This is a genomic window from Stenotrophomonas sp. GD03877 (assembly GCF_029840555.1).
Lineage (GTDB): Bacteria > Pseudomonadota > Gammaproteobacteria > Xanthomonadales > Xanthomonadaceae > Stenotrophomonas > Stenotrophomonas geniculata.
Genome location: NZ_JAOCCT010000015.1, coordinates 20,859 through 40,443, shown reverse-complemented (window position 1 = coordinate 40,443; position 19,585 = coordinate 20,859). Strand labels below are relative to the sequence as shown.

General features: G+C 66.0%; 19 protein-coding genes. 9 read left to right on the top strand and 10 right to left on the bottom strand.

Annotated elements, in window-relative coordinates; translation table 11 throughout:
* Positions 1-35: 35 nt before the first annotated feature.
* The gene (locus N5D20_RS12785) at positions 36-581 is read left to right on the top strand and encodes a thioesterase family protein (RefSeq protein ID WP_010480517.1); all 546 of its coding nucleotides are present in this window, start codon (positions 36-38) and stop codon (positions 579-581) included.
* 6 nt (positions 582-587) lie between these two features.
* Here the strand turns inward: N5D20_RS12785 and N5D20_RS12780 are convergent, their stop codons facing one another.
* Entirely contained in the window at positions 588-1,721 is a 1,134-nt protein-coding gene (locus N5D20_RS12780; protein ID WP_197578966.1) for an agmatine deiminase family protein, read from the bottom strand.
* Positions 1,722-1,827: 106 nt separating this feature from the next.
* On the opposite strand from N5D20_RS12780, the gene N5D20_RS12775 reads away from it, so the two are divergent.
* A complete protein-coding gene (locus N5D20_RS12775) occupies positions 1,828-2,712 on the top strand; it encodes a LysR family transcriptional regulator (RefSeq protein WP_197578965.1) in 885 nt (294 codons plus the stop codon).
* Here N5D20_RS12775 and N5D20_RS12770 read toward each other — a convergent pair.
* Together N5D20_RS12770 and N5D20_RS12765 are read right to left on the bottom strand one after the other, a co-directional pair.
* Positions 2,687-3,475 carry an SGNH/GDSL hydrolase family protein gene (locus tag N5D20_RS12770; protein ID WP_197578964.1) on the bottom strand — a complete coding sequence of 263 codons (789 nt, stop codon included), beginning with the start codon at positions 3,473-3,475 and terminating at the stop codon, positions 2,687-2,689. The genes N5D20_RS12775 and N5D20_RS12770 overlap by 26 nt on opposite strands.
* A gap of 49 nt (positions 3,476-3,524) precedes the next feature.
* Positions 3,525-4,490 (bottom strand): DUF2268 domain-containing putative Zn-dependent protease, encoded by a 966-nt coding sequence (locus N5D20_RS12765; RefSeq protein WP_197578963.1) that lies wholly within the window; start codon positions 4,488-4,490, stop codon positions 3,525-3,527.
* A gap of 138 nt (positions 4,491-4,628) precedes the next feature.
* On the opposite strand from N5D20_RS12765, the gene N5D20_RS12760 reads away from it, so the two are divergent.
* The gene (locus N5D20_RS12760; protein WP_279915006.1) at positions 4,629-5,612 is read left to right on the top strand and encodes a hypothetical protein; all 984 of its coding nucleotides are present in this window, start codon (positions 4,629-4,631) and stop codon (positions 5,610-5,612) included.
* Positions 5,613-5,622: 10 nt separating this feature from the next.
* Here N5D20_RS12760 and N5D20_RS12755 read toward each other — a convergent pair whose 3' ends face one another.
* The 3 genes from N5D20_RS12755 to N5D20_RS12745 all read right to left on the bottom strand — a co-directional run bounded on the left by N5D20_RS12755 (position 5,623) and on the right by N5D20_RS12745 (position 9,123).
* Positions 5,623-5,943, bottom strand: a complete 321-nt coding sequence (locus N5D20_RS12755; RefSeq protein ID WP_197578961.1) for a hypothetical protein — start codon at positions 5,941-5,943, stop codon at positions 5,623-5,625.
* Between the two features lie 220 nt (positions 5,944-6,163).
* Positions 6,164-8,626: a prolyl oligopeptidase family serine peptidase gene (locus tag N5D20_RS12750; protein WP_197578960.1), complete on the bottom strand. Its 2,463-nt coding sequence runs from the start codon at positions 8,624-8,626 to the stop codon at positions 6,164-6,166.
* A 167-nt stretch (positions 8,627-8,793) separates the two neighbouring features.
* Positions 8,794-9,123 (bottom strand): hypothetical protein, encoded by a 330-nt coding sequence (locus N5D20_RS12745; protein WP_049436727.1) that lies wholly within the window; start codon positions 9,121-9,123, stop codon positions 8,794-8,796.
* Between the two features lie 95 nt (positions 9,124-9,218).
* On the opposite strand from N5D20_RS12745, the gene N5D20_RS12740 reads away from it, so the two are divergent.
* The 5 genes from N5D20_RS12740 to N5D20_RS12720 all read left to right on the top strand — a co-directional run bounded on the left by N5D20_RS12740 (position 9,219) and on the right by N5D20_RS12720 (position 12,827).
* A complete protein-coding gene (locus tag N5D20_RS12740; RefSeq protein ID WP_197578959.1) occupies positions 9,219-9,371 on the top strand; it encodes a hypothetical protein in 153 nt (50 codons plus the stop codon).
* 292 nt (positions 9,372-9,663) lie between these two features.
* Complete coding sequence (locus N5D20_RS12735) at positions 9,664-10,170, top strand: hypothetical protein (RefSeq protein WP_279915005.1); 507 nt, start codon at positions 9,664-9,666, stop codon at positions 10,168-10,170.
* A gap of 12 nt (positions 10,171-10,182) precedes the next feature.
* The gene (locus tag N5D20_RS12730; RefSeq protein ID WP_197578957.1) at positions 10,183-11,610 is read left to right on the top strand and encodes an XVIPCD domain-containing protein; all 1,428 of its coding nucleotides are present in this window, start codon (positions 10,183-10,185) and stop codon (positions 11,608-11,610) included.
* Positions 11,611-11,680: 70 nt separating this feature from the next.
* Positions 11,681-12,457, top strand: coding sequence for a HipA family kinase (locus N5D20_RS12725; protein WP_021202746.1), 777 nt, complete (start codon positions 11,681-11,683; stop codon positions 12,455-12,457).
* A complete protein-coding gene (locus N5D20_RS12720; RefSeq protein ID WP_197578956.1) occupies positions 12,435-12,827 on the top strand; it encodes a DUF3037 domain-containing protein in 393 nt (130 codons plus the stop codon). Before N5D20_RS12725 ends, N5D20_RS12720 begins: the two co-directional genes overlap by 23 nt.
* Before the next feature lie 16 nt (positions 12,828-12,843).
* Here N5D20_RS12720 and N5D20_RS12715 read toward each other — a convergent pair whose 3' ends face one another.
* From N5D20_RS12715 to N5D20_RS12705, 3 genes are all read right to left on the bottom strand, one after another.
* Positions 12,844-14,274 (bottom strand): serine hydrolase domain-containing protein, encoded by a 1,431-nt coding sequence (locus N5D20_RS12715; RefSeq protein ID WP_197578955.1) that lies wholly within the window; start codon positions 14,272-14,274, stop codon positions 12,844-12,846.
* A gap of 64 nt (positions 14,275-14,338) precedes the next feature.
* Complete coding sequence (locus N5D20_RS12710) at positions 14,339-14,839, bottom strand: DUF4952 domain-containing protein (RefSeq protein ID WP_197578954.1); 501 nt, start codon at positions 14,837-14,839, stop codon at positions 14,339-14,341.
* Between the two features lie 51 nt (positions 14,840-14,890).
* On the bottom strand, positions 14,891-15,796 hold the full coding sequence (locus N5D20_RS12705; protein WP_197578953.1) for a LysR family transcriptional regulator: 906 nt from the start codon (positions 15,794-15,796) through the stop codon (positions 14,891-14,893).
* 119 nt (positions 15,797-15,915) lie between these two features.
* On the opposite strand from N5D20_RS12705, the gene N5D20_RS12700 reads away from it, so the two are divergent.
* Positions 15,916-16,905 carry a zinc-dependent alcohol dehydrogenase family protein gene (locus N5D20_RS12700; protein ID WP_197578952.1) on the top strand — a complete coding sequence of 330 codons (990 nt, stop codon included), beginning with the start codon at positions 15,916-15,918 and terminating at the stop codon, positions 16,903-16,905.
* Between the two features lie 43 nt (positions 16,906-16,948).
* Here the strand turns inward: N5D20_RS12700 and N5D20_RS12695 are convergent, their stop codons facing one another.
* Entirely contained in the window at positions 16,949-19,477 is a 2,529-nt protein-coding gene (locus N5D20_RS12695; RefSeq protein ID WP_197578951.1) for a membrane-bound PQQ-dependent dehydrogenase, glucose/quinate/shikimate family, read from the bottom strand.
* Between the last annotated feature and the right edge of the window lie 108 nt (positions 19,478-19,585).

The window sequence follows — 19,585 nt, the reverse complement described above, 5'->3', positions numbered from 1 at the left end:
AGCGTATCGGCGATTTTATAACAGTCGTCATAACCATGAATCTCTGGTTCCGCCTGCTCCACCTGCTGCTGTGCAGCCTGTTCCGGCCGAAGCTGGAAGCGCCGTTCGGGGTCTCGCGGCTGCAGTTCCGGGTACTGCCCAATGACCTGGACAGCAACCTGCACATGACCAACGGCCGCTACTGGAACATCTTCGATCTGGGCCGGCTGGACCTGATCCTGCGCATGGGCCTGGGCCGGGTGGCACTGCGCGAGAAGTGGGCGCCGATTGTCGGCGCCGGCACCATCCAGTTCCGCCGCGAACTCAAGCCGTTCCAGCGCTTCACCCTGGAAACGCGCCTGGTGGGCTGGGTCGGCTCGCGCGGCATCATGGAGCAGCGCGTGCTGATCGGGCCCGAGCAGAAGATCGCCACACGTGCGCTGCTGGTCACCGGCATCTACGACCGTCGCGCACGTCAGTTCCTGGGCATGCCGAAGATGATGGAAGCGATCGGCGTAGTCGCCCCACCGTCGCCGTCGCTCAGTGCAGCCGCCGAGGCGTTGCTGGCGGCCGATGCCGCGTTGAAGCTGGACGATGCCTGAGGCACGTCACCCTATCTTCGGCATGTTCTTGGTCACGCAGTGGATGCCACCTCCGCCACCGGCGATCGCATCGATATCCACCTGTTCGATCACGCGACCGGGATACATGTCTTCCAGTAGTTCACGGCAGTAGCCATCGGCTGCGTCGTCACCGAACTGCGGCGCGACCACCGCGCCGTTGATCGGCAGGTAGTTGATATAGCCCGTCGCCAGATCGTCGTTGTCGCGGGTATGCACGTTGTCGCGCCCGTCCAGCGGCGGCGGCAGCGTATGCACCTGCAGGCGACGGCCATCGGCATCGGTGGCCTCGCGCAGGATCTGTAGATGTTCGCGGGTCAGGTCGTAGTCGTAGGACTCCGGATCATTGTCCAGGTTGGCAATCACTACACCCGGGCGCACGAAGCGCGCATAGAAATCCACATGCGCGTCGGTGATGTCCTCGCCGGCGATGCCGGGCAGCCAGATCACCTTGCGCAGGCCCAGGTGATACTTCAGCTCGGCCTCGATCTCCGCGCGCGACCAGTCCGGATTACGGTTGCGGTTCACCCAGCAGCTCTCGGTGAGGATGGCGGTGCCATGGCCATCGACTTCGATGCCACCGCCCTCGCCCACCAGATCGCTTTCCAGCAGCGTCGCGCCGGTCACCTGCGCCAGCCAGGGCGCCACCGCGCCATCGTTGCGTGCGCTCTGCTTGCCACCCCAGCCATTGAAGTTGAAGTCGACCAGTCCCAGTCCGCCCCGGCCATCGGTGACGAAGCACCCGCCGTAATCGCGCACCCAGATGTCGTCCAGCGGCACCTCGAGGAACTCGATGTTGTCGCGGCCGCAGCGGTCCTGCGCCTGCTTCAGCTGCGCCGGGCGGCACAGCACGCTGACCGGCTGGTGGCAGGCGATGGTGCGGGCCAGCCGTGCCACGGCGGTGTTCACCGCATCGGCCTGCGCGCCCCACACCCGCGGTTGCGCGGCGAAGGCCAGAAAGACACGTTCCTGCGGCCCGTGCTCGTCCGGCATGCGCCAGGTGCCCGCAGCTGGCCCCGCTGCGGATACGCGAGCCGGCAGCCCCGCCAGACCGAGGGCGGCCAGGCCGCCAAGACCGGCGGCGCCCGCCAGCTGGGTGAGGAAGTGACGACGGCTGCTCATGACGGGCTCCAGGGCCGGTGTGGGGACGGAAGCTATCCTGCGCTTGCCCATCCATAAGAACAAACGATAGATTCAGCTATCAATTGAACAGTTTTACTTACCTGAAATGCTCAAGCATTGGCCACCGCTGAACGCGTTGCGTGGTTTCGAGGCCGCCGCCCGCCTGGGTAGTTTCCACAGGGCCGCCGAGGAACTGCATCTGACCCAGTCGGCCATCAGCCAGCAGATCCGGGGCCTGGAAGCCTCGCTGCAGCAGCCGTTGTTCTTCCGGCAGGGCCGCAGCGTCACCCTCACCGACGCCGGCATCGACCTGCTGGAAACCACCCAGTCCCTGCTGCGGCAGCTGGCCAGTGGCATCCGCCGGCTCGATCAGTACCGCAAGCCGAATCAACTGATCGTCAACACCAGCCCGGCCTTTGCCCGGCATTGGCTGGTACCGCGCCTGGCCACCTTCCATCGCCTGCATCCCGACGCCGACCTGTGGCTGCTGACCAGCGAGGACGCGCCGGATATGAGCACGCAGACGCTGGACGTGGCGGTACGCGATGACCTCGACTCACAGGCGCAGTGCCAGCATCGCGTGCTGCTGCAGGATCGCCTCTTTCCGGCCTGCCATCCCGACCTTCTGGCCACGCCCGCGCACGAACGCCTCACCCTGCATGGCGAGCGCGAGATGGACTGGAGCCAGTGGCAGGTACAGGGTGGCGCCGATGTCGGCCAGCGCCGCGAAGGCATGAATTTCTCCGAGCCCGGGCAGCTGCTGGATGCCGCCTGCCAAGGGCTGGGCATCGCGCTGGTCAGTGAGCTGCTGGCGGCCCGCGCCTGCGATCAAGGCCTGCTGCATCCGCTGGATGAGGCACGGGTGCGCGGCCCGCGCTGGAGCTGGCTGGTGCATGAGGACAGCGCGGCCGATCCGCTGGTGATCAGTTTCTGCGAGTGGTTGCTGGCGAGTCTGCCCGCGGGAGCTACTTCTGCTGCAGCGCGCGCTTGACCGCCGCTTCGGCCAACGGCGCCATCACCGCATAGCCCTTCGCCGTGGGATGCACGCCGTCCTCGGCCAGCTGCGGATCCAGTCCACCGGCGGCATTGGACATCGGCGTGTAGTAGTCCAGATAGACCACATGCTTCGTGCCGGCATAGCGCTTCAATGACGTGTTCAATGCGCGCACCTTCGGCGCTGGCGTTGTGCCCGGCAGCCACGGATAGTCGCTGACCGGCAGCACCGACGACAGCACCACGGCGATGCCATGTGCACGCGCCAGGTCCACCATCGCATGCAGGTTGTCTTCAATCATCGCCTGCGTGGATGGGCCGGTATTGCCGGCGATGTCGTTGGTGCCGGCCAGGATCACCACCACCTGTGGCTTCAGTGCCAGCACGTCCTGCGGGAAACGCACCAGCATCTGCGCCGTGGTCTGGCCACTGATGCCGCGGTTGAGCCAGCCCTTGCCGGGGAAGAAACCGGCACTGCCTTCCCTGCCCCAGCCCTCGGTGATGGAGTCACCGAAGAACACTACGCGTGGCTGGCCCGGCACTGCCGCAGGCAGTCGCGCGTTCGCGTCACGATAGCGTTGCAGCTGCGGCCAATCGGCCAGGCGCTGCTGCATGAAACGAACTTCGTCGGGGCGCAGCTGGTCGATCGGCGTCTGCAGCAGCGGATTGACTGCGACGGCTTCTGCAGCGCCCAGCGGAGAAGCCAACGCGAGGCCCAGCGTCACGACGGTGGCAGCGGCAAGCTCAACAGATCCACGCATGCGGGTACTCCTGAAATCATCTTCCGCAGTCTAACGCCCCGCCCTGTGCTCAGCGTGCAGCCGTACGCGCCGCCACACCCGTGACTTTCGCCGGCATCCACATGCCCGGCGTCCAGCCGCTGGCAGCGAGGATCGCCTTCGGGTTGTCCTGCTGGATCAGCGCACGCACCGCATCACGCTTGTCCTTGGCCTGCAGGTAATAGGCCTTGGCGATGCGGTAGCCCACCCAGTACCCCAGGTCGTAAGGTTCCTGCGAGCCTGGCTTGTAGTTGTACAGCCACGGCGACAGATCGGTGCTGTCCAGATCCAGCGCGAACGCGCTTTCGATATGCACTTCCCGGCCACGGGTCCAGGCCGCGTGGCGCCCGTTGCCGACGTTGCCGGAAATCAGTTCGGCGATGAACTCGGCGATGCCCTCCCCCAGCGAAACACGCAGCACCGTCGCATGCGGGTCGCCCGGCTCGAAGTCGGTCAGGCCGGTCTGCTGGATGTGCACGTACTCGTGCGCGATCACGTGGACGAAGCGGTCCTGCACATTGGGATTCATGAAATCGGCTGCGCACAGCGCTTCCAGGCCGATGATCACCCCGCTTTTCGAGGTCAGCCCGACCGGACGGCCACGGCCGACTGCGATAGTCACCGGCGGAAACGCGGCCTGCGGGTAGATGGCCTGCAGGTTGGAAAACACCTGCGTCAGGCGTTGTTTCACCGCTGGCAGTTCGGCCAGGCAGCTTCGTCCCTGCGCATACAGTTCCGGCTGGATGGCGATGGACTCGGCAATGCGCTCGGGGGTGACCCGGCGCGCCTTCGCCAGCTCGGCCAGGCCCGCCGAACCCTCGGCCATGTATCCACGCAACTGCGCAACGCTGGGTTTGCCACCTGCGTTGTCGTACAGCGCGTAGAAGCGACTGACATCGTCAGTGACAATCTGAGGCCCGGCCGGTACCGCCGCCGTGGCCATGCCAACTGCCCCGGCACAGGCCAGGGCCAACAGGCCGCGCAGGATCATGGACATCGCTCCGTCCTTGGTGGAGTGCAGGCGAAGCGCGCAATCTATCACCCCGGCCCGGCCGCCGCAGCAAGCAGATGCGGGCACCCCGGCGCTGTGCCAGACTCGATTCGGCACCTGCCACGGAAGATGGAGCACCCCGCGATGATGATCGTTCCCGCGTACTGGGCTGAAGCCCGCCTGCAGGCCCGCTTCCGTGGCCGGCCGGTGGTGGTGCGCCGCTTCGGCTGGTCCGACGAAGGCCCTGCAGAGGCGCAGGTGCACGCCGACCGCCGCGCCAACGAAGCCCTCAATGCCATCCTCGCCGGGCAGGCGCTGCCGCGCCGCGGAGTACGCAGCAACTACGGCGTGGAGGGCGTGCCGATCCGCGAGCAGATCGTGCAGCGCGACGGCGACGTCGTCATCACCCGCAACAGCTATGGCGCACTGTGCCTCAACAGCCCGGACGTGCTGTTCGCCGACATCGACCATGCGCAGCCGCCAGCCGGCTGCGTGATGCCGGCCATCGTTGCGGCGATCGTGCTGCTGGCCGGCGCCGTCACCGGCACGCTGCTGTGGCACTGGCTGGTGGGGCTGGTGCTGGGCGGAGCGGCGGTGGTTCTGGTCAATGCCGCATTGCTGTTGCGCCGCAGGCAGCGTCTGGCGGCCGCAGGGGGTGCCGAAGGGCTTGCGCTGCGGCGCGTGGAAGTCTTCAGCGAACAACACCCCGACTGGCATCTGCGCGCTTACCGCACGCCTGCGGGACTGCGCGTGCTGGCGATGCATGCCACCTTCTCGCCCGAGGACGAGCAGCTGCAGGCGTTCTTCAAGGCACTGGGCACCGATACCCTGTACGCGCGCATGTGCCGACTGCAGCACTGCTTCCGTGCGCGGCTGACACCGAAGCCGTGGCGCGTCGGCCTGCGTTATCGCATCCGCCCGCCGGTCGCCGCGTGGTCAGCCGAACAGACCAACAATCCGGATCGGCTGGCCTGGATTGCGGAGTACGAAAAGAAGAGCGCCGGCTTCGCGGCCTGCGCTTATCTACGCAGTTTCGGCGATACCACCCGGGTGCATGCCAAGGCAGAACATGTGTGCGACCTGCATGACCGGCTGTCGCACGCGCAGGACCGCCTACCGCTGGCGTGAGGGCGGGTACTCAGTCAGCGCTCTGCACGAACGGCTGCCCTGCCAGGGTAGTGCCCAGCCGCACCGCGATCTGTTGACCGTCCTTTTCGAAGGTCGTCGCACATTGCTTTCCGTCCTTCCGGCATCCGACTTCCGGAAAGCCGTCCAGCGATTCCAGCGCGCCCTGCGCAAGTTTTGCCCGCCAGCCTGCGGCATCCAGCAGGCGCTTGGCCTTGGCGTAGGGCATGCCGGCGATGATGCCCAGCTGCGCCAATTCGGTGGGCAATGGCTGCGCACCTGCAGTTGAGACCAGGACCAAGGACAACGTTGCAGCAAGAAGGATGGCTTTCATTGCACCGACCTGGAACGAGCTATCAGGTTCAGCCTAGACCATTTGCGCGGCGTGCGAATGTGCCGGTAACACGTCGTTACCGAGTCTCCACAGTTGATTGCATAGCACCTGCAACTGTTTACAGGCCAACGGATAGCCGAGCGTGGGCTCGGCTCTACAGCAGGATGCAGGAAGGCCGCCCGAAGGCGGCCTTCTGCAAAGCGGTCGAGCAGGCTCGACGCTACTTGGCGTTCTTCACGTAGGTGTCGAACCAGTTCAACATTTCCGCCACCAGCTGCTCGTTCGATTCCAATGCGGTGTACCAGTGCGGTTCGTTCGGCAGCATCACCAGGCGGGTGGTACCACCGTTGCCACGGATCGCCTGGTACAGCTTGCGCGACTGGAACGGCTCGGTGCCCGGGTTGGCGTCGTCCTCGCCGTGGACCAGCAGCAGCGGCAGCTTGATCTTGTCGGCATAGAAGAACGGCGAGGCCTTCAGGTACACGTCCTGCGCCTGCCAGACCGAGCGGCGTTCGTTCTGGAAGCCGAACGGGGTGAAGGTCTTGTTGTACGAACCGCTGGTCGCCACACCGGCCTTGAACAGCTTGGTGTGCGCGATCAGGTTGGCGGTCATCAGGCCGCCGTGGCTGTGACCAGTCACGCCGATGCGGTTGCGGTCGACCACGCCCATGTCCACGGCCTTGTCCACCGCCGCCTTGGCGTCGGCTTCCAGCTGCTCCAGGTAGGTGTCGTAGGCGTTCTTCGGGTCACCCACGATCGGGAACGAGGCGTTGTCGATGATCGCGTAGCCGGCCAGCAGCATCAGGCGGTACGGCTGCAGGCGGGTGAAGGTCTGCTGCGAACCGGACACCTGGCCGGCCTGCGCGGCATTGGCGAAGTCGGCAGGGTACGCATACAGGATCGCCGGCACGCGCTGGCCCTCCTTGTAACCCGGCGGCGTGTACAAGGTGAACGACAGATCCACGCCGTCGGCACGCTTGTAGGTCACCAGCTGCTTCTTGATCTGGCGCACTTCCGGGGTCGGGTCAACCAGCTTGGTCAGCGCGGTCGCGGTGGACGCGAACTGCGCCTCGCCGGTCTTCGCGTCAGCTACTGCTTCGCCCTGCTGACGGATGAAGGCATTCGGCGGATCGATCACCGACTGGTGCCAGGTCAGGTAGCGCCCCGGCGCGTTGCTGAAACCGAGGAACTGTTCGTAGGCGTCGGCACTGCTGCGGAACAGGCGCTCGCTCTTCAGCGTGCCCAGGTCCAGGCGGTCCAGGAACGGACGGTCGCCCTGCGGCGAGGCGCCACGGCCGCTGAGGAACACATGGTTGCCCTCACGGCGCACGACCTGCGCGCCATTCGGCAGGCGGGTAAAGACCAGGTTGCCGGGGTTGCCGTACAGCTCATCGCTGGACATGTCCCACAGCAGGCGGCCTTCCTTCTTCGGCTGGTCCACATCGACGATGCGGGTCTGCATCCAGTGGCGGTTCTCGTCGTTCTCGAACTGGAACGCCACGGACGGATCGGCGGACCACGCGAAGCCTTCAAAACGCTGCGCGGTACGGGTGACTTCGGTCGGCTTGCCGTTGAACGGCGCCTTCAGCATCAGCACGCGATCGCGATGCGGCACGTTGACCTTCCAGTCGCCCTTGTCCAGCGCTTCGGCATAGACCAGGGTGGCCGGATCGGTGGCACGCCAATCGAAGCCACGCGGGCCTTCCGGTACGCCGTGCACCGGCACGCGGTCGGCCAGCGGCAGGCTGGCGATCGGCGTGGACTTGCCGCTGGCGATATCCAGCACGGCCACGTCGTTGGCGAAGCGCTGGTAGGTCACCGCATGCGAGTACGGCGCCTTGATCGACTCGGTCAGCACGTGCACGCCATCGGGCGCGGCGCTGACGTCGTTGAACAGCGCCGGCTGGCCGACCGGACGCACGCTGTTGGCGGCGGTATCGACCACGGCCAGCTGCGAGGCGCCGTAGTACGCGAACAGCTTCTCGTCATGGACGCTGGTCAGCGTGTCGCGGGCTTCGTAGGTGCTGCTCTCGCCACTGCTGCCCAGCGACTCCTGCGCATCCGGACCGGTCGGCACGCCACCGTTGGACGGCGCCGGGCCCTGGTTGGCCGGCACCAGCTTCACCAGCAGGTTCTGGCTGCCACCCAGCCACTGCACGGTGTTGCCGAAGATCGGGTTCAGCTGCACGTTCGGGATCTGCTTCACCTGCCCGGTGGCCGCATCACCCACCCACAGCTGCACGCTGGTATCGACTGCGTTCTGGAACGCGAAATGACTGCCATCGGCCGACCACAGCGCGCCGGTCGCGCAGCCCTGCGGCAGGTTGACCTTGGTCTCCTTGCCGCTGGCGATATCGACCAGGGTGAAGTCGGCCACGCAGGCCGGAATGCCGTAGCCACCGGGTGTGTCATGGCGGCTGCGGTTCTTCGGCTCCAGGCGCACGCCGGCCAGCTTCAGGTACGGCTGGGCGACACGGCTGATCGACGGGTAGGTCTGCGCGGTAGTCAGCAGCAGGCGCTGGCCGCCCGGGGCCACGTTCGGTGCCGGCGGCGGCGGCGCCTTCAGCACCTTGAGCAGGTGTTCCGGCGGCTTCGCGTAATCGGCAAGCGCCGGGCCAGCGGCCAGCAGGCCGACGGTGGCAACGGCAACAGCCGCTGCCAAAGAGGTTCGACGGATCAGCATCCTTATCCCCTGGAGTGTGAATGGGTACCCGGAATCGGGCATGGACCCGAATCTAGCACCGCAGGGGTTGTCGTGAATGGGCCGGAAGGGCTAGTGGCCGGATGGGGCAAAGTGCAGCTCCGGGAGGTGCCGGGGAACTGCAGGCACCTGCCAGGCATGGCCTGGCACTACTGCTGCGCGTGCAAGTCCCAGGTGGCCAGGTAGTCGGGGTCGACCACGATCATGCCACTGGTGTGCATGCGGTACTCCCCGGGCTCGGCTGGCTGGTACTGGTCCAGCATCGGCGGCAGATAGCGCTCGTGGCCATCATTCTCATCGGCCAGCACCACGCCCTCGTCAGCGCTGATGCGCAACACCGTGCCTGCGTACTGCTCCAGCCCCTTTACCTGGCCATCGCCGCCATAGCGGGTCACACCGACCAGCACCAGCTTGCCGATCATTTCCTCAACCTTGGCATCGTCCAGGGGCGGCAGCGTTCCATCGTATTCGTCGCTCATTGGTACACCTCCAAAGCCTGCAGGAACATCATGGAGATGGCGCTCTCCCGCACCTGGAATGCCAGCGGCAACACAGGGGCAATCTGGAGGCGCACATGCCTGGATCGCAGCACCGGCAGGACAGCGCCGGATCTGCGATGCGTGAAACGTGGCAGGTATTGCGGGTGGCGGCCATCCGTGCCGGCAAGGTGGCCGTATCAGACCGGGTTCAACACCACGCGGTGCAGAGCATGCGGGATGAAACGTGACAGCTGCGCAGTAGCGGCATGACAGCCTCCTGTTGAAGGTCACACCCAGGGTGGATGCTGCTTGGGAACCGATGCTGCCACCACAACGGGAAGGGCGGAGTGAAGACCACGCCTCAAGTGCGCTTAACCTCTGCTTCATCCGGCTGGCCCTAGGGTCAGCCTTCAATTGCAAGGAACGCACATGCCCCGGTACGCATTCATACGACCGTGGACGCTCGCACTTTCAGCGGCCACGCTCTGCGCCTGCGCACATGCCGCCGACCGCACGCCGACTTCTCAAGGAACCGACACCATGGCCCCCGCCGTATCCGACACCACTTCGCCCTCCCCGCTCAATGCCGAGCAGTTGCTGCTGCGCCTGCTGGACCTGATCAAGGCAACGACGTCCACGCGCGAGCTGACCGTCGAACGCCTGTCCGCCGCAATGCAGGCACCGGCGCAGACCTTCGGCCCCGGGCACTTCGGCTATGGCGGCACGCTGACGCCGGAATGGGGCTATGGCCTGGAAGTGCAGCGGGCCGGCACTGCCGACGCGCGGCTGGACCTGAATTTCATCGACACCAGCAGCGATCGCAAGGCCTCGGCTGCGGCGATCTGCCGGGTCGACTTCAACCACTTCGCTTCGGCACTGGATGCCGCCGGATTCAAGCGCGAGACGGTGCTCGGCGAACACGGCCGGGTGATCTACGACCGCTTCGATCGACCGCAGCTGAGCATCAAGGTCGACACCATGCCCGAGAACCCCCACGCCCTCGGCGACGCCACGCATGCCTGCGTGCGTCTTGTCACCGTGCAGTAAGGGGAGCCATCAATGACGACCCTTTCCGCAGAAACGGAACGCCTGCTGGGCGAGTTCGCCGGCAAGACCGACGTCACCAGCGACCAGGTCGACAACCTGCGCAGCGTCATCGCGGGCTCGCCCGTGCTGGCAAAGCAGGTGGACGCAGCGATCGCGGCAGGCTATCTGGAACGCTTCGAACTGTTGCCCGCCACAAGCAATGCGGGTGGCACCTACGAGACCGGCACGAAATCCATCAACCTGCCCGCCAGCAGCTTGTCGACTCCGGCGGCGCCGGACAGGTTCGACGCGGCCGAGGTCACCTTTGTGCTCGGTCACGAGATCCAGCACGGCTTCAACGACGCCGATGTCGAGCGTGCCTACGTGCAGTTCGATGCCGACGTGGAGCAGATCGCAGGCCGTACCACCAGCCATGATTACACCGAGGCAATCGGCACCCTGCTCGCGGCCAACCGCCGCGACGAGGCCTCCTCGAACATCGCAGGCTGGAATGCGCTGGTCAGCCAGGTACGTGCCAACAACCCGGACGCTACCCTGCGCGACCTGTATGAAGCCAGCACCCGCTCGACAGACGTCATCCAGTCGCGACCCGGCCCGCCGATCACCTATGCACCGCACCCGGAGCTGACCCTCAATGCGGACCTGACCATCTCCCCCACCGCAGCCAACATCGAGGGAATGGCCAGGCACTATTACGACCAGGGCGTCAGCACCGGCCTGGGCCATCATGGGAATTCGGACTACCAGAATTTCTACGGCGTCCAAGCGATCGAACTGGCCAGCGGATACGAGGCCGCGAATCCAGCGCCCGACGGCGTCAGCCGGATGGAAGTGAACATGAAGAAGCTGGGCCTGGACGAGCGCCTGCTGGAGCAGAACGGGCTCAACCTCGGCGAGGGCTCGCCCCCGCGCCAGCCCTATTTCGATACCAGCACCTCGCCGTCGACGCTGCATTACTTCGACCACACCGAAGGCACGCATGCACACGTCCCCATCACCGCACGGCAGGCCTCCGCAGGTGATGCAATGGCGTTGCCGCTTGCGGAAGGCCGTGACCGTTCGCTGCACGAGCAGATCCGCGGCAAGGTAGCGGCGCTGGATGCTGCCAACGGACGCAGTTTCGATGCGTCCAGCGAGCGCCTGAGCGCCAGCCTGCTGGTGCTGGCCCGCGAAAACGGGCTGGACCGGGTCGACCATGTGGTGCTCAGCCGCCAGACCGATGGTGCGGGCGCGGCGCAGAACATCTTCGTGGTGAAGGGGCCGCTGGATGATCCGGCCTCGCTGCGCGCGTCATCGCCCACCGCCGAGGCCGCGCAACGCCCGGTGCAGGACAGCCTGGATACGCTTGCCGTGGTCAACCAGCGACAGGCCGATCAGGCCTCGCAGGAGCAGACCCGCACGCAGGTGCAGGAACAGCAGCGCGGTACGCTGGCTCACTGACGGTGAACGACATGGAGCCGCCGGGGCGCTCCCGGCGCTCCCTTGGCAGCACCCACGCTAGAATGCGCCCATGCGCACCGTACATGCCCTCCGCTACATCACTCCCTTGCGGGAAGGTGGCTCCCTGCCGGCCGTGGTCGAGACCGACGACGACGGCATGGCCGTGCTGAAGTTCCGTGGCGCCGGCCAGGGCCCGAAGGCGCTGATCGCCGAGCTGATCGCCGGCGAGATGGCGCGCACGCTGGGCCTGCCGATTCCAGAGATCCTGTTCGTGGAACTGGACCGCGAGTTCGCCCGCACCGAACCGGACCCGGAGATCCAGGAGCTGATCCGCGCCAGCGAGGGCCTGAACCTGGGCCTGGACTACCTGCCCGGCGCGATCAATTACGACCCGGCGGCGATGCCGGTGGATGCCGACCTGGCCTCGCGCATCGTCTGGTTCGATGCGTTCACCAGCAATGTCGATCGCACCACGCGCAATCCGAACCTGATGGTGTGGCATCGAAAGCTGTACCTGATCGATCACGGTGCGGCCATGTACTTCCATCACGATTGGGCCAACGCCGGCGATGCCTGCGAAAAGCCGTTCGTGCTGATCCGCGACCACGTGCTGCTGTCGTTCGCCAGCCGCATCGCCGAGGTGGATGCCGAACTGGCCGCGCGCCTGACCGATGCCGAGATCGAACGCATCGTCGGCCTGGTGCCAGACAGCTGGCTGGTCAACGAGCCGGCATTCGACAGTCCGCAGGCCTATCGCCAAGGCTACATCGACTATCTCAAGCATCGCCTGAAAGTGCGTGCGGTGTTCGTGCAGGAGGCCATCCGTGCCCACGCTGCACACGTATGACTACGCGGTCATCCGCGTGGTACCGCGGGTGGAACGCGAGGAGTTCATCAACGTCGGGGTGATCGTCTCCTGTCCTGGTGCGCGTCATCTGGAGGCGGCCATCGAGATCGATCCTGCGCGCCTGCGCGCCTTCGCGCCGGCGCTGGACCTGGACGCATTGCAGCCATGGCTGGATGCGATCGTGGCGATCTGCCGCGGTGACGCCACGGCCGGGCCAATCGCGCAGCTGCCCGCGCGCGCGCGCTTCCATTTCCTCACCGCCAAGCGCAGCTCCGTGGTGCAGATGTCGAGCACGCATGTCGGCCGCACGGCCGATCCGGCGGGCGTGGTGGAACACCTGATGACGAAGATGGTGCGGGTGCCGGAATGAACGGCATGCACCTCGGCTACAGCGGCACCCTGCGTGCGATGTAGTTGACCACGTTGCCGATCGCATCCGGATCGACATTGGCCAGGCCAACGATCACATAGCCCTGTGCGGGCATCACCACGATGGCACTGTTCGATCCGGGCGCACCGCCTTCGTGGCCGTACTGGTGCTCCCTGCCCTTGCCCTGCACCACGAAGCCGAATCCATACCAGCCCTTGTGGTTCTGCGCCGTGGTGGCCTGCTGCAGCAATGCAGGTGAGACCAGCTTTCCACTGCGCAATGCCTCGGCGAACTTCACCATGTCGCCCACCGCGCTGTAGCCACCACCGGCTGACATGCCGCGCCAGGGCAGCGACTTCGTTTCACGGACCCATTGCCCGTCCTTCTTCGTGTAGGCGACGGCACGCTGCGGGACGTTCACTGTTTCCGGTTCGAAGCCGGTGCCCATCATGCCCGCCGGGCGCAGGATGTGTTGCTCCACATAGGCGTAGTACGACTGCCCGGAGACGGCCTCGATGATCCGCCCAAGCACGATGAAGCCATAGTTCGAGTAGCTGTCCTGGCTGCCTGGCGTGAATTGCGGCGCATCCTTGGCAAAGCGCCGCACGTAGTCATCCAGCGTCTTCAACGACGCGGAATACTCCTCGAAATCGTCGCCGAAGAAGTCGCCCAGGCCACTGGTATGTGACAGCAGCTGGCGAACGGTTACGCTGTTGGCAACGGCCTTGTTCGGATAGTCCGGCAGGCGACTGCCGATCGTGTCATCGAGACTGAGCTTGCCGTCCTGCACCAGCTGCAGGACGGCCACTGCGGTGAACATCTTGTTGGAGGACGCAAGGCGGAACTGTGTATCCACGTCCACTGGAATGCCAGCGGTGCGATCGGCATCGCCACCACGCCAGTCCAGCAGCACCTTGCCATTCTGCGCCACCTGCAATGCACCCGACAGCGCGTCCTGCGCCCGCAGCGCCTCCAGCCTTGCCGCGGCATCAGCCATCAGCGCAGGCAATGCAACCCGTGCCGGCTTGTATTTGTCCGGCGTTTCAGTGCCCTCGATCTGGAACTGCTTCACGTGCGACGGGTTGGCCGGGTCCATGACCGCCGTCACCCACATCGCACGTTCGCTCAGCTGGCCCATCACCAGCAGCTTCGCCTGGCCGGGCGCGCGCTCGAGTGTTTCCAGCACGCTCAGCGGGCCGGTGCTCTCGCGGAACTCGAGATAGTCCTTGGGCGTGCTGCCCTCGTGCTTCGCATATCTGTCGGCAAATGCCTGCAACCCCTCGAGGCTGCCTGCATTGAACGCCGCAAGCCAGTCATCGATGGCATCCTGCGCACGTGGATGTTCGCGCTCGGAAGGTGCAGCGCCAACTGCCGGGAACGCCGATGTGGCAACCAGGACCAAACAGGCCAGCGCGTTGCAGAGAAACAGGCGTCCAACAGCCTTCATGGCAATTCCTTTGCGGGTATCCCTGGGCGCATCCTAGACGATGGATCGGCCCGCCGCATCCACGCTAGGGACGCAGCCGCACCACCTCGACGGTGACGTTGAATGCCTCGATGCGATGCCATTCGCCGCGTTCGTACGGCAGCGATTCCACGCCCATGCCGATCTGATACCTCACCGCATCCGGGCCTTCGCGCCAGTAATAGGGTGCGCCGTTGCTCCAACCACAACAGACGTAGCGCAACGCAGGCAGGCCGAATGCCGTGTGCAGATAGGCTTCGACCTGCGCCGCCTGGGCACCTGAAACACGATAGTGGGCCTCCATCGGCTTGATGTAGGACGCGTCATCCTGGCTGCAGCCTACATACTGCAGTCCCGGAGGCTTCCGGCCCATCGCCTGCAGGAAATCCTGGCATTCAATATCGGGTCGCGCCAGGCCGTCCGCACGCCCTTGCACCTCCCACTCGGCCAACGCCTGCACAGGTGTCTGCTGCGCAAGCACGCTGGCGCTGGAAAAGGACGCCAGCAGCAGGACGCGAGCGGCATGCTGCGGCAACGGGAGAGACATCACGGGGCGAGTCCTTCGCATGGGAACACGGGAATGCTGATCGATGCCACGCTATCGCCTTGCCATCGTCTGCTCTGTGAAACGCGCCACGCAGAAGTCCAGGAAGCTGCGCAGCTTGGGCGTCAGCTGGCGGTCGCGCGGATACACCAGGTTGATCCAGGTCGATACCGGCACATGGTCCGGCAGCACTTCCAACAGTTCACCACGCGCCAGCGCAGCGGCAAGCATTTCGTAAGGCTGCAGGATCAACCCCAGGCCACCCACGGCTGCGGTCAGCAGCGGCTCGGCCTGATTGACCATGAAGCGGCTGGACACCGGCACGGTCAGCACGCTGCCGTCGGCATCGCGGAAACTCCAGCGCGTGCGGATGATCGAATGCGCGAAGCCCAGGCACTCGTGCCGGCTCAGGTCATTGGGATGGGTAATGGCCGGGCGCGAAGCCAGGTAGCCTGGCGACGCACACAGGACCAGCGGATACGGCCCCAGCCGCCGTGCCACCAGCCCGCTGTCGGCCAGGTCACCGGTACGGAACACCAGGTCGTAGCCGTCTTCGACGATGTCCACCAGGCTGTTGGACAGGTTCAGATCGACCTGCACGTCCGGGTACTGCTGCATGTAGGCCACCACCGCCGGACCGAGCGCGTGCACGCCGAAGGTGACCGGCGCGCTGATGCGCAGGCGTCCCATCGGCCGTCCACGCGCCACTTCCGCCAATTGCTCGGCGCCCTCCACTTCCTCCAGGATCACCCGCGCCCGCGCCAGATAGGCCTGGCCGAAGTCGGTCAGGCTCTGCTTGCGCGTGGTGCGGTTGAGCAGGCGTACGCCGAGGTGCTGCTCCAGCGCCTGGATGTGCTTGCCGACCAGCTGCGGCGACAGATCCAGTGCCTCGGCAGCGGCGGCGAAGGAGCCGACCTCGGCCACCTTGGCGAAGGTCCGCAGGGGAACGATCAGGTCCATTGCAAACAATTGTTTTTCAATGAAACGCCAGATTACCCCTTATTCTGGTTGCAGACTACGCGCACAGTAGCGCTCACCCTTCCGCCGGCGCCCTCGTCGGCCCTTCCTCGGAGTCCCCCATGAGCCAGGTTGTCCGCATCCACGAATATGGCACCGCCGATGTGCTGCGCATCGACGATATCGACGTTCCCGCCCCCGCCGCCGACGAAGTCCAGATCCGGGTGAGGGCGATCGGCCTGAACCGCGCCGAGGTGATGTTCCGCAACGGCGCCTATCTGCAGGAAGCGCAATTCCCCAGCCGGCTGGGCTATGAAGCGGCGGGCGTTGTCGAAGCGGTCGGCAGTGCGGTGAGCGGCTTCACTGCTGGCGATGCGGTCAGCGTGATACCGCCGCTGGACATCGCGCGCTGGGGCACCTATGGCGAGCTGGCCAACGTGCCGGCACGACTGGTGGTCAAGCACCCGCAGGCGTTGGACTTTGAAACGGCGGCCGCGGTGTGGATGCAGTACGTCACCGCCTGGGGCGCGCTGCTGGAACAGGCTCATCTGGCCGCCGGGGATTTCGTCATCATCACCGCCGCCAGCAGCAGCGTCGGCCTGGCCGCCATCCAGATCGCCAATGCAGTAGGCGCCACGCCGATCGCGGTCACCCGTGGCCCGGGCAAGCGCCAGGCCCTGCTCGATGCCGGTGCCGCCCACGTCATCGCCACCCAGGAGCAGGATCTGGTGACCGAAGTGGCGCGCATCACCGGCGGTGCCGGTGCCCGTGTGGTGTTCGATCCGATCGGTGGCCCGCAGTTCGTGCCGCTGACCGAAGCGATGGCCCGTGGCGGCATCCTGCTGGAATACGGCGCGCTGAGCAGCGAACCCACGCCGTTCCCGCTGTTCAACGTGCTGGGCAAGTCGCTGACGCTGAAGGGCTATCTGTACTCGGAAATCGTCTCCGACGATGCCGCGCTGGCGCGTGCCAAGGCCTTCATTGTCGACGGACTGGACAAGGGCACGCTCGCACCGAAGATTGCCAAGGTATTCCCGTTTGCGCAGATCCAGGAGGCACACCGTTACCTGGAATCAAACGAGCAGATCGGCAAGGTGGTGGTGGCGGTGTAATCCAGTGTCGTGCAATGGGGTCGGCCCGCCGCCCCCATTGCGGTTACCTCGGCAACGCAAACGCCATCACGTAATCGCCGTTCGGGGTTTCCATGAAATGGTGGCCGCCAGCCATGATCACCACGTACTGGCGCCCGCCCTGCTCGTACACCATCGGATTGGCCTGGCCGCCCGCGGGCAGCTTGGCATGCCACAGTTCCTTGCCGGTCTTCAGATCGATGGCACGCAGCAGGTCATCGGTGGCGGCGGCGATGAAGATCAGGCCGCTGGCGGTGACTACCGAACCGCCATTGTTCGGCGTGCCGATCTCGATCGGCAGGCCGGAGCGGATGCCGAACGGTCCGTTGCCGCGCGCACTGCCGAATGGACGGTCCCACAGCAGCTTGCCGGTACGCAGGTCGATGGCACGGATACCGCCATAGGGCGGCTGCTTGCACAGCAGGCCGGTGAACGGCAGCCGCCAGCCAGCGTTGACCTGGATGCCGTACGGCGTGCCCACCTGCGGGTCGCCCGCGCCTTCTGCACCGCCGTTGTCGAACCGGATCTTCTCGCGCGGCAGCCAGCCCAGCCGGTCGGCCTCGGCGCGTGGCACCAGCCGGTTGTAGTTGGGCATGTCGTTGTAGTTGGCCACGATCACGCCGCGGCGTGTATCGATGGACACGCTGCCCCAGTCCGAGCCGCCGTTGTAGCCGGGGTACTCGATGGAATGGCGCTCGCTGCTCGGCGGCGTATAGAAACCCTCGTAGTACGCCTTGCGGAACTGGATGCGGCAGACCAGCTGGTCGATCGGGGTGATGCCCCACATGTCGCGCTCGGTCAGGTCATGTTCGCGGCGCAGCGTGTGGTACAGCGAAAACAGCTGGGTGGGTGAACGCTGCTCGGGTTCGACGCCGCCCACCGGCACCTTGCGCTCTTCGGCGGCGGTCAGGAGCTGGCCGTTGCGGCGATCGAGGATATAGAGGTCGCCCTGCTTGGTCGGCAACAGGATCGCCGGCACCTTGCCCGCCGCCGTCGGGTAGTCGATCAGGCTGGCCTGCGAACCCAGGTCGTAGTCCCACACATCCTTGCGCACCGCCTGGAAATGCCAGACCGGCTTGCCGGTGGCCACGTTGATCGCCACCAGCGAGGTTGCATAGCGGTTCTGGCTCTCCGTGCGCGAGCCACTCCAATAGTCTCCCGCAGAATTGCCCAGCGGCAGGTAGACCAGCCCCAGTGCTTCATCACCGGTGGCGGTGGTCCACATGTTGGGTGTGCCGCGCGTATAGGTCTGCTCGCGCGGCGGCAAGCCGCTGCGCTCGGGCTGGTCCATGTCCCATGCCCAGCGCAGCTTGCCGGTGATGGCATCGTAGGCCTGGATCACGCCCGAGGGCGCATCGCGGCGCTGTCCGTCGAGCACCTGATGACCGGTCACGATCACGCCGCGCACGATGGCCGGCGGCGAGGTGATCGACACATAGCCCGGCGGCACTTCGCCCATGCCCAGGGTGATGTCGACCTGGCCGTTGTTGCCGAAATTCGCGCACCGGCGGCCACTGTCCGCATCCACCGCGATGATGCGCCCATCCAGCGTGCCTTCGATGATGCGCGCCCAGCATGCCGGACGACTGCCCGGTGCAACACTGCGGGTGATGCTGGGCGGCGGTTCCGGCAGCGCCAGATCAGCGGCGACATCGGCCAATGCCGCATCAGCAACGGTCGGCGTGCTGGGCTGCTCGTAATAGCTCACACCGCGACAGGCAGCGGTATAGGGAATCGAAGCATCCTTCACCCTTGGATCGAACCGCCACAGCTCCTTGCCGCTGGCGGCGTCGAGTGCGATCAGGCGGTTGCGCGCGGTGCACAGGTACAGGCGATCGCCAATCTTCAGCGGCGTGGTTTCCGCGCCCCAGCGCTTCTTCGGCATATCGCCGGTACGGAACTGCCAGGCCGGCTGCAGCGTGGCCACATTGGCCGGGGTGATCTGCTGCAGCGGCGAATAGCGGGTGGCCGCATTGCTGCGGCCCCACGCCGGCCAGTCGCCCTCGGCGGGCTGGTCAGCCGGCTGCAGGCCCGTGGTATCGCGCGTAGGTTCCAGTCCGGCGCTGACCGCGCCTTCCGGGAACGGCAGGTGCCCGTCCACTTCACCATGCGGCGCAAAGGCCAGGCCGAAGGCAGCTACGAACACCAGCATCAGCACGCCCGCCACGCTGCGCGACAGGCGCTTGGACACCGGTTCGCGCAGGGTCGGTGCCAGCAGCGCCACCACGATGCCCAGGGCCGTAACGAGGCCCAGACGCGGCACCCAACGCCAGTAGTCGCTGCCCGACTCCCACCAGGTCCACAGCAGTGTGCCGATGAACACCAGCGCGTACAGCAGCGCGCCGCTGCGACGGTTGCCGAACAGCAGGAGGCCGCTGGCCAGCAGGCCGAGCCCGGCGATGGCGTAGTACGCCGAGCCGCCAAGGCTGAGCAGCCATGCGCCGAGCCCGCCGATGACCAGGCCGAGCACGACCAGCAACAGCGACAGCACGGTCACCAGCGGATGGCGCGGGGTTCGGACAGGAGCAGGATCGGACGGCGGCGTGACGGACATCGTCGATCTCCGGGGGCAGCATGCGCCCTTATCCCACCGCCGGCGTGAAGCGCGCGCGTATGTGTGGCGTCCGGTTACGACGACGCCGGCACAGGGCCGGCGTCGTCG

Excerpts from the sequence above, each read along its gene's own strand:
- N5D20_RS12785 (WP_010480517.1), top strand. The coding sequence starts at position 36 with ATGAATCTCTGGTTCCGCCTGCTCCACCTGCTGCTGTGCAGCCTGTTC.
- N5D20_RS12780 (WP_197578966.1), bottom strand. The coding sequence starts at position 1,721 with ATGAGCAGCCGTCGTCACTTCCTCACCCAGCTGGCGGGCGCCGCCGGT.
- N5D20_RS12775 (WP_197578965.1), top strand. The coding sequence starts at position 1,828 with ATGCTCAAGCATTGGCCACCGCTGAACGCGTTGCGTGGTTTCGAGGCC.
- N5D20_RS12770 (WP_197578964.1), bottom strand. The coding sequence starts at position 3,475 with ATGCGTGGATCTGTTGAGCTTGCCGCTGCCACCGTCGTGACGCTGGGC.
- N5D20_RS12765 (WP_197578963.1), bottom strand. The coding sequence starts at position 4,490 with ATGTCCATGATCCTGCGCGGCCTGTTGGCCCTGGCCTGTGCCGGGGCA.
- N5D20_RS12760 (WP_279915006.1), top strand. The coding sequence starts at position 4,629 with ATGATGATCGTTCCCGCGTACTGGGCTGAAGCCCGCCTGCAGGCCCGC.
- N5D20_RS12755 (WP_197578961.1), bottom strand. The coding sequence starts at position 5,943 with ATGAAAGCCATCCTTCTTGCTGCAACGTTGTCCTTGGTCCTGGTCTCA.
- N5D20_RS12750 (WP_197578960.1), bottom strand. The coding sequence starts at position 8,626 with ATGCTGATCCGTCGAACCTCTTTGGCAGCGGCTGTTGCCGTTGCCACC.
- N5D20_RS12745 (WP_049436727.1), bottom strand. The coding sequence starts at position 9,123 with ATGAGCGACGAATACGATGGAACGCTGCCGCCCCTGGACGATGCCAAG.
- N5D20_RS12740 (WP_197578959.1), top strand. The coding sequence starts at position 9,219 with ATGCCTGGATCGCAGCACCGGCAGGACAGCGCCGGATCTGCGATGCGT.
- N5D20_RS12735 (WP_279915005.1), top strand. The coding sequence starts at position 9,664 with ATGGCCCCCGCCGTATCCGACACCACTTCGCCCTCCCCGCTCAATGCC.
- N5D20_RS12730 (WP_197578957.1), top strand. The coding sequence starts at position 10,183 with ATGACGACCCTTTCCGCAGAAACGGAACGCCTGCTGGGCGAGTTCGCC.
- N5D20_RS12725 (WP_021202746.1), top strand. The coding sequence starts at position 11,681 with ATGCGCACCGTACATGCCCTCCGCTACATCACTCCCTTGCGGGAAGGT.
- N5D20_RS12715 (WP_197578955.1), bottom strand. The coding sequence starts at position 14,274 with ATGAAGGCTGTTGGACGCCTGTTTCTCTGCAACGCGCTGGCCTGTTTG.
- N5D20_RS12710 (WP_197578954.1), bottom strand. The coding sequence starts at position 14,839 with ATGTCTCTCCCGTTGCCGCAGCATGCCGCTCGCGTCCTGCTGCTGGCG.
- N5D20_RS12705 (WP_197578953.1), bottom strand. The coding sequence starts at position 15,796 with ATGGACCTGATCGTTCCCCTGCGGACCTTCGCCAAGGTGGCCGAGGTC.
- N5D20_RS12700 (WP_197578952.1), top strand. The coding sequence starts at position 15,916 with ATGAGCCAGGTTGTCCGCATCCACGAATATGGCACCGCCGATGTGCTG.
- N5D20_RS12695 (WP_197578951.1), bottom strand. The coding sequence starts at position 19,477 with ATGTCCGTCACGCCGCCGTCCGATCCTGCTCCTGTCCGAACCCCGCGC.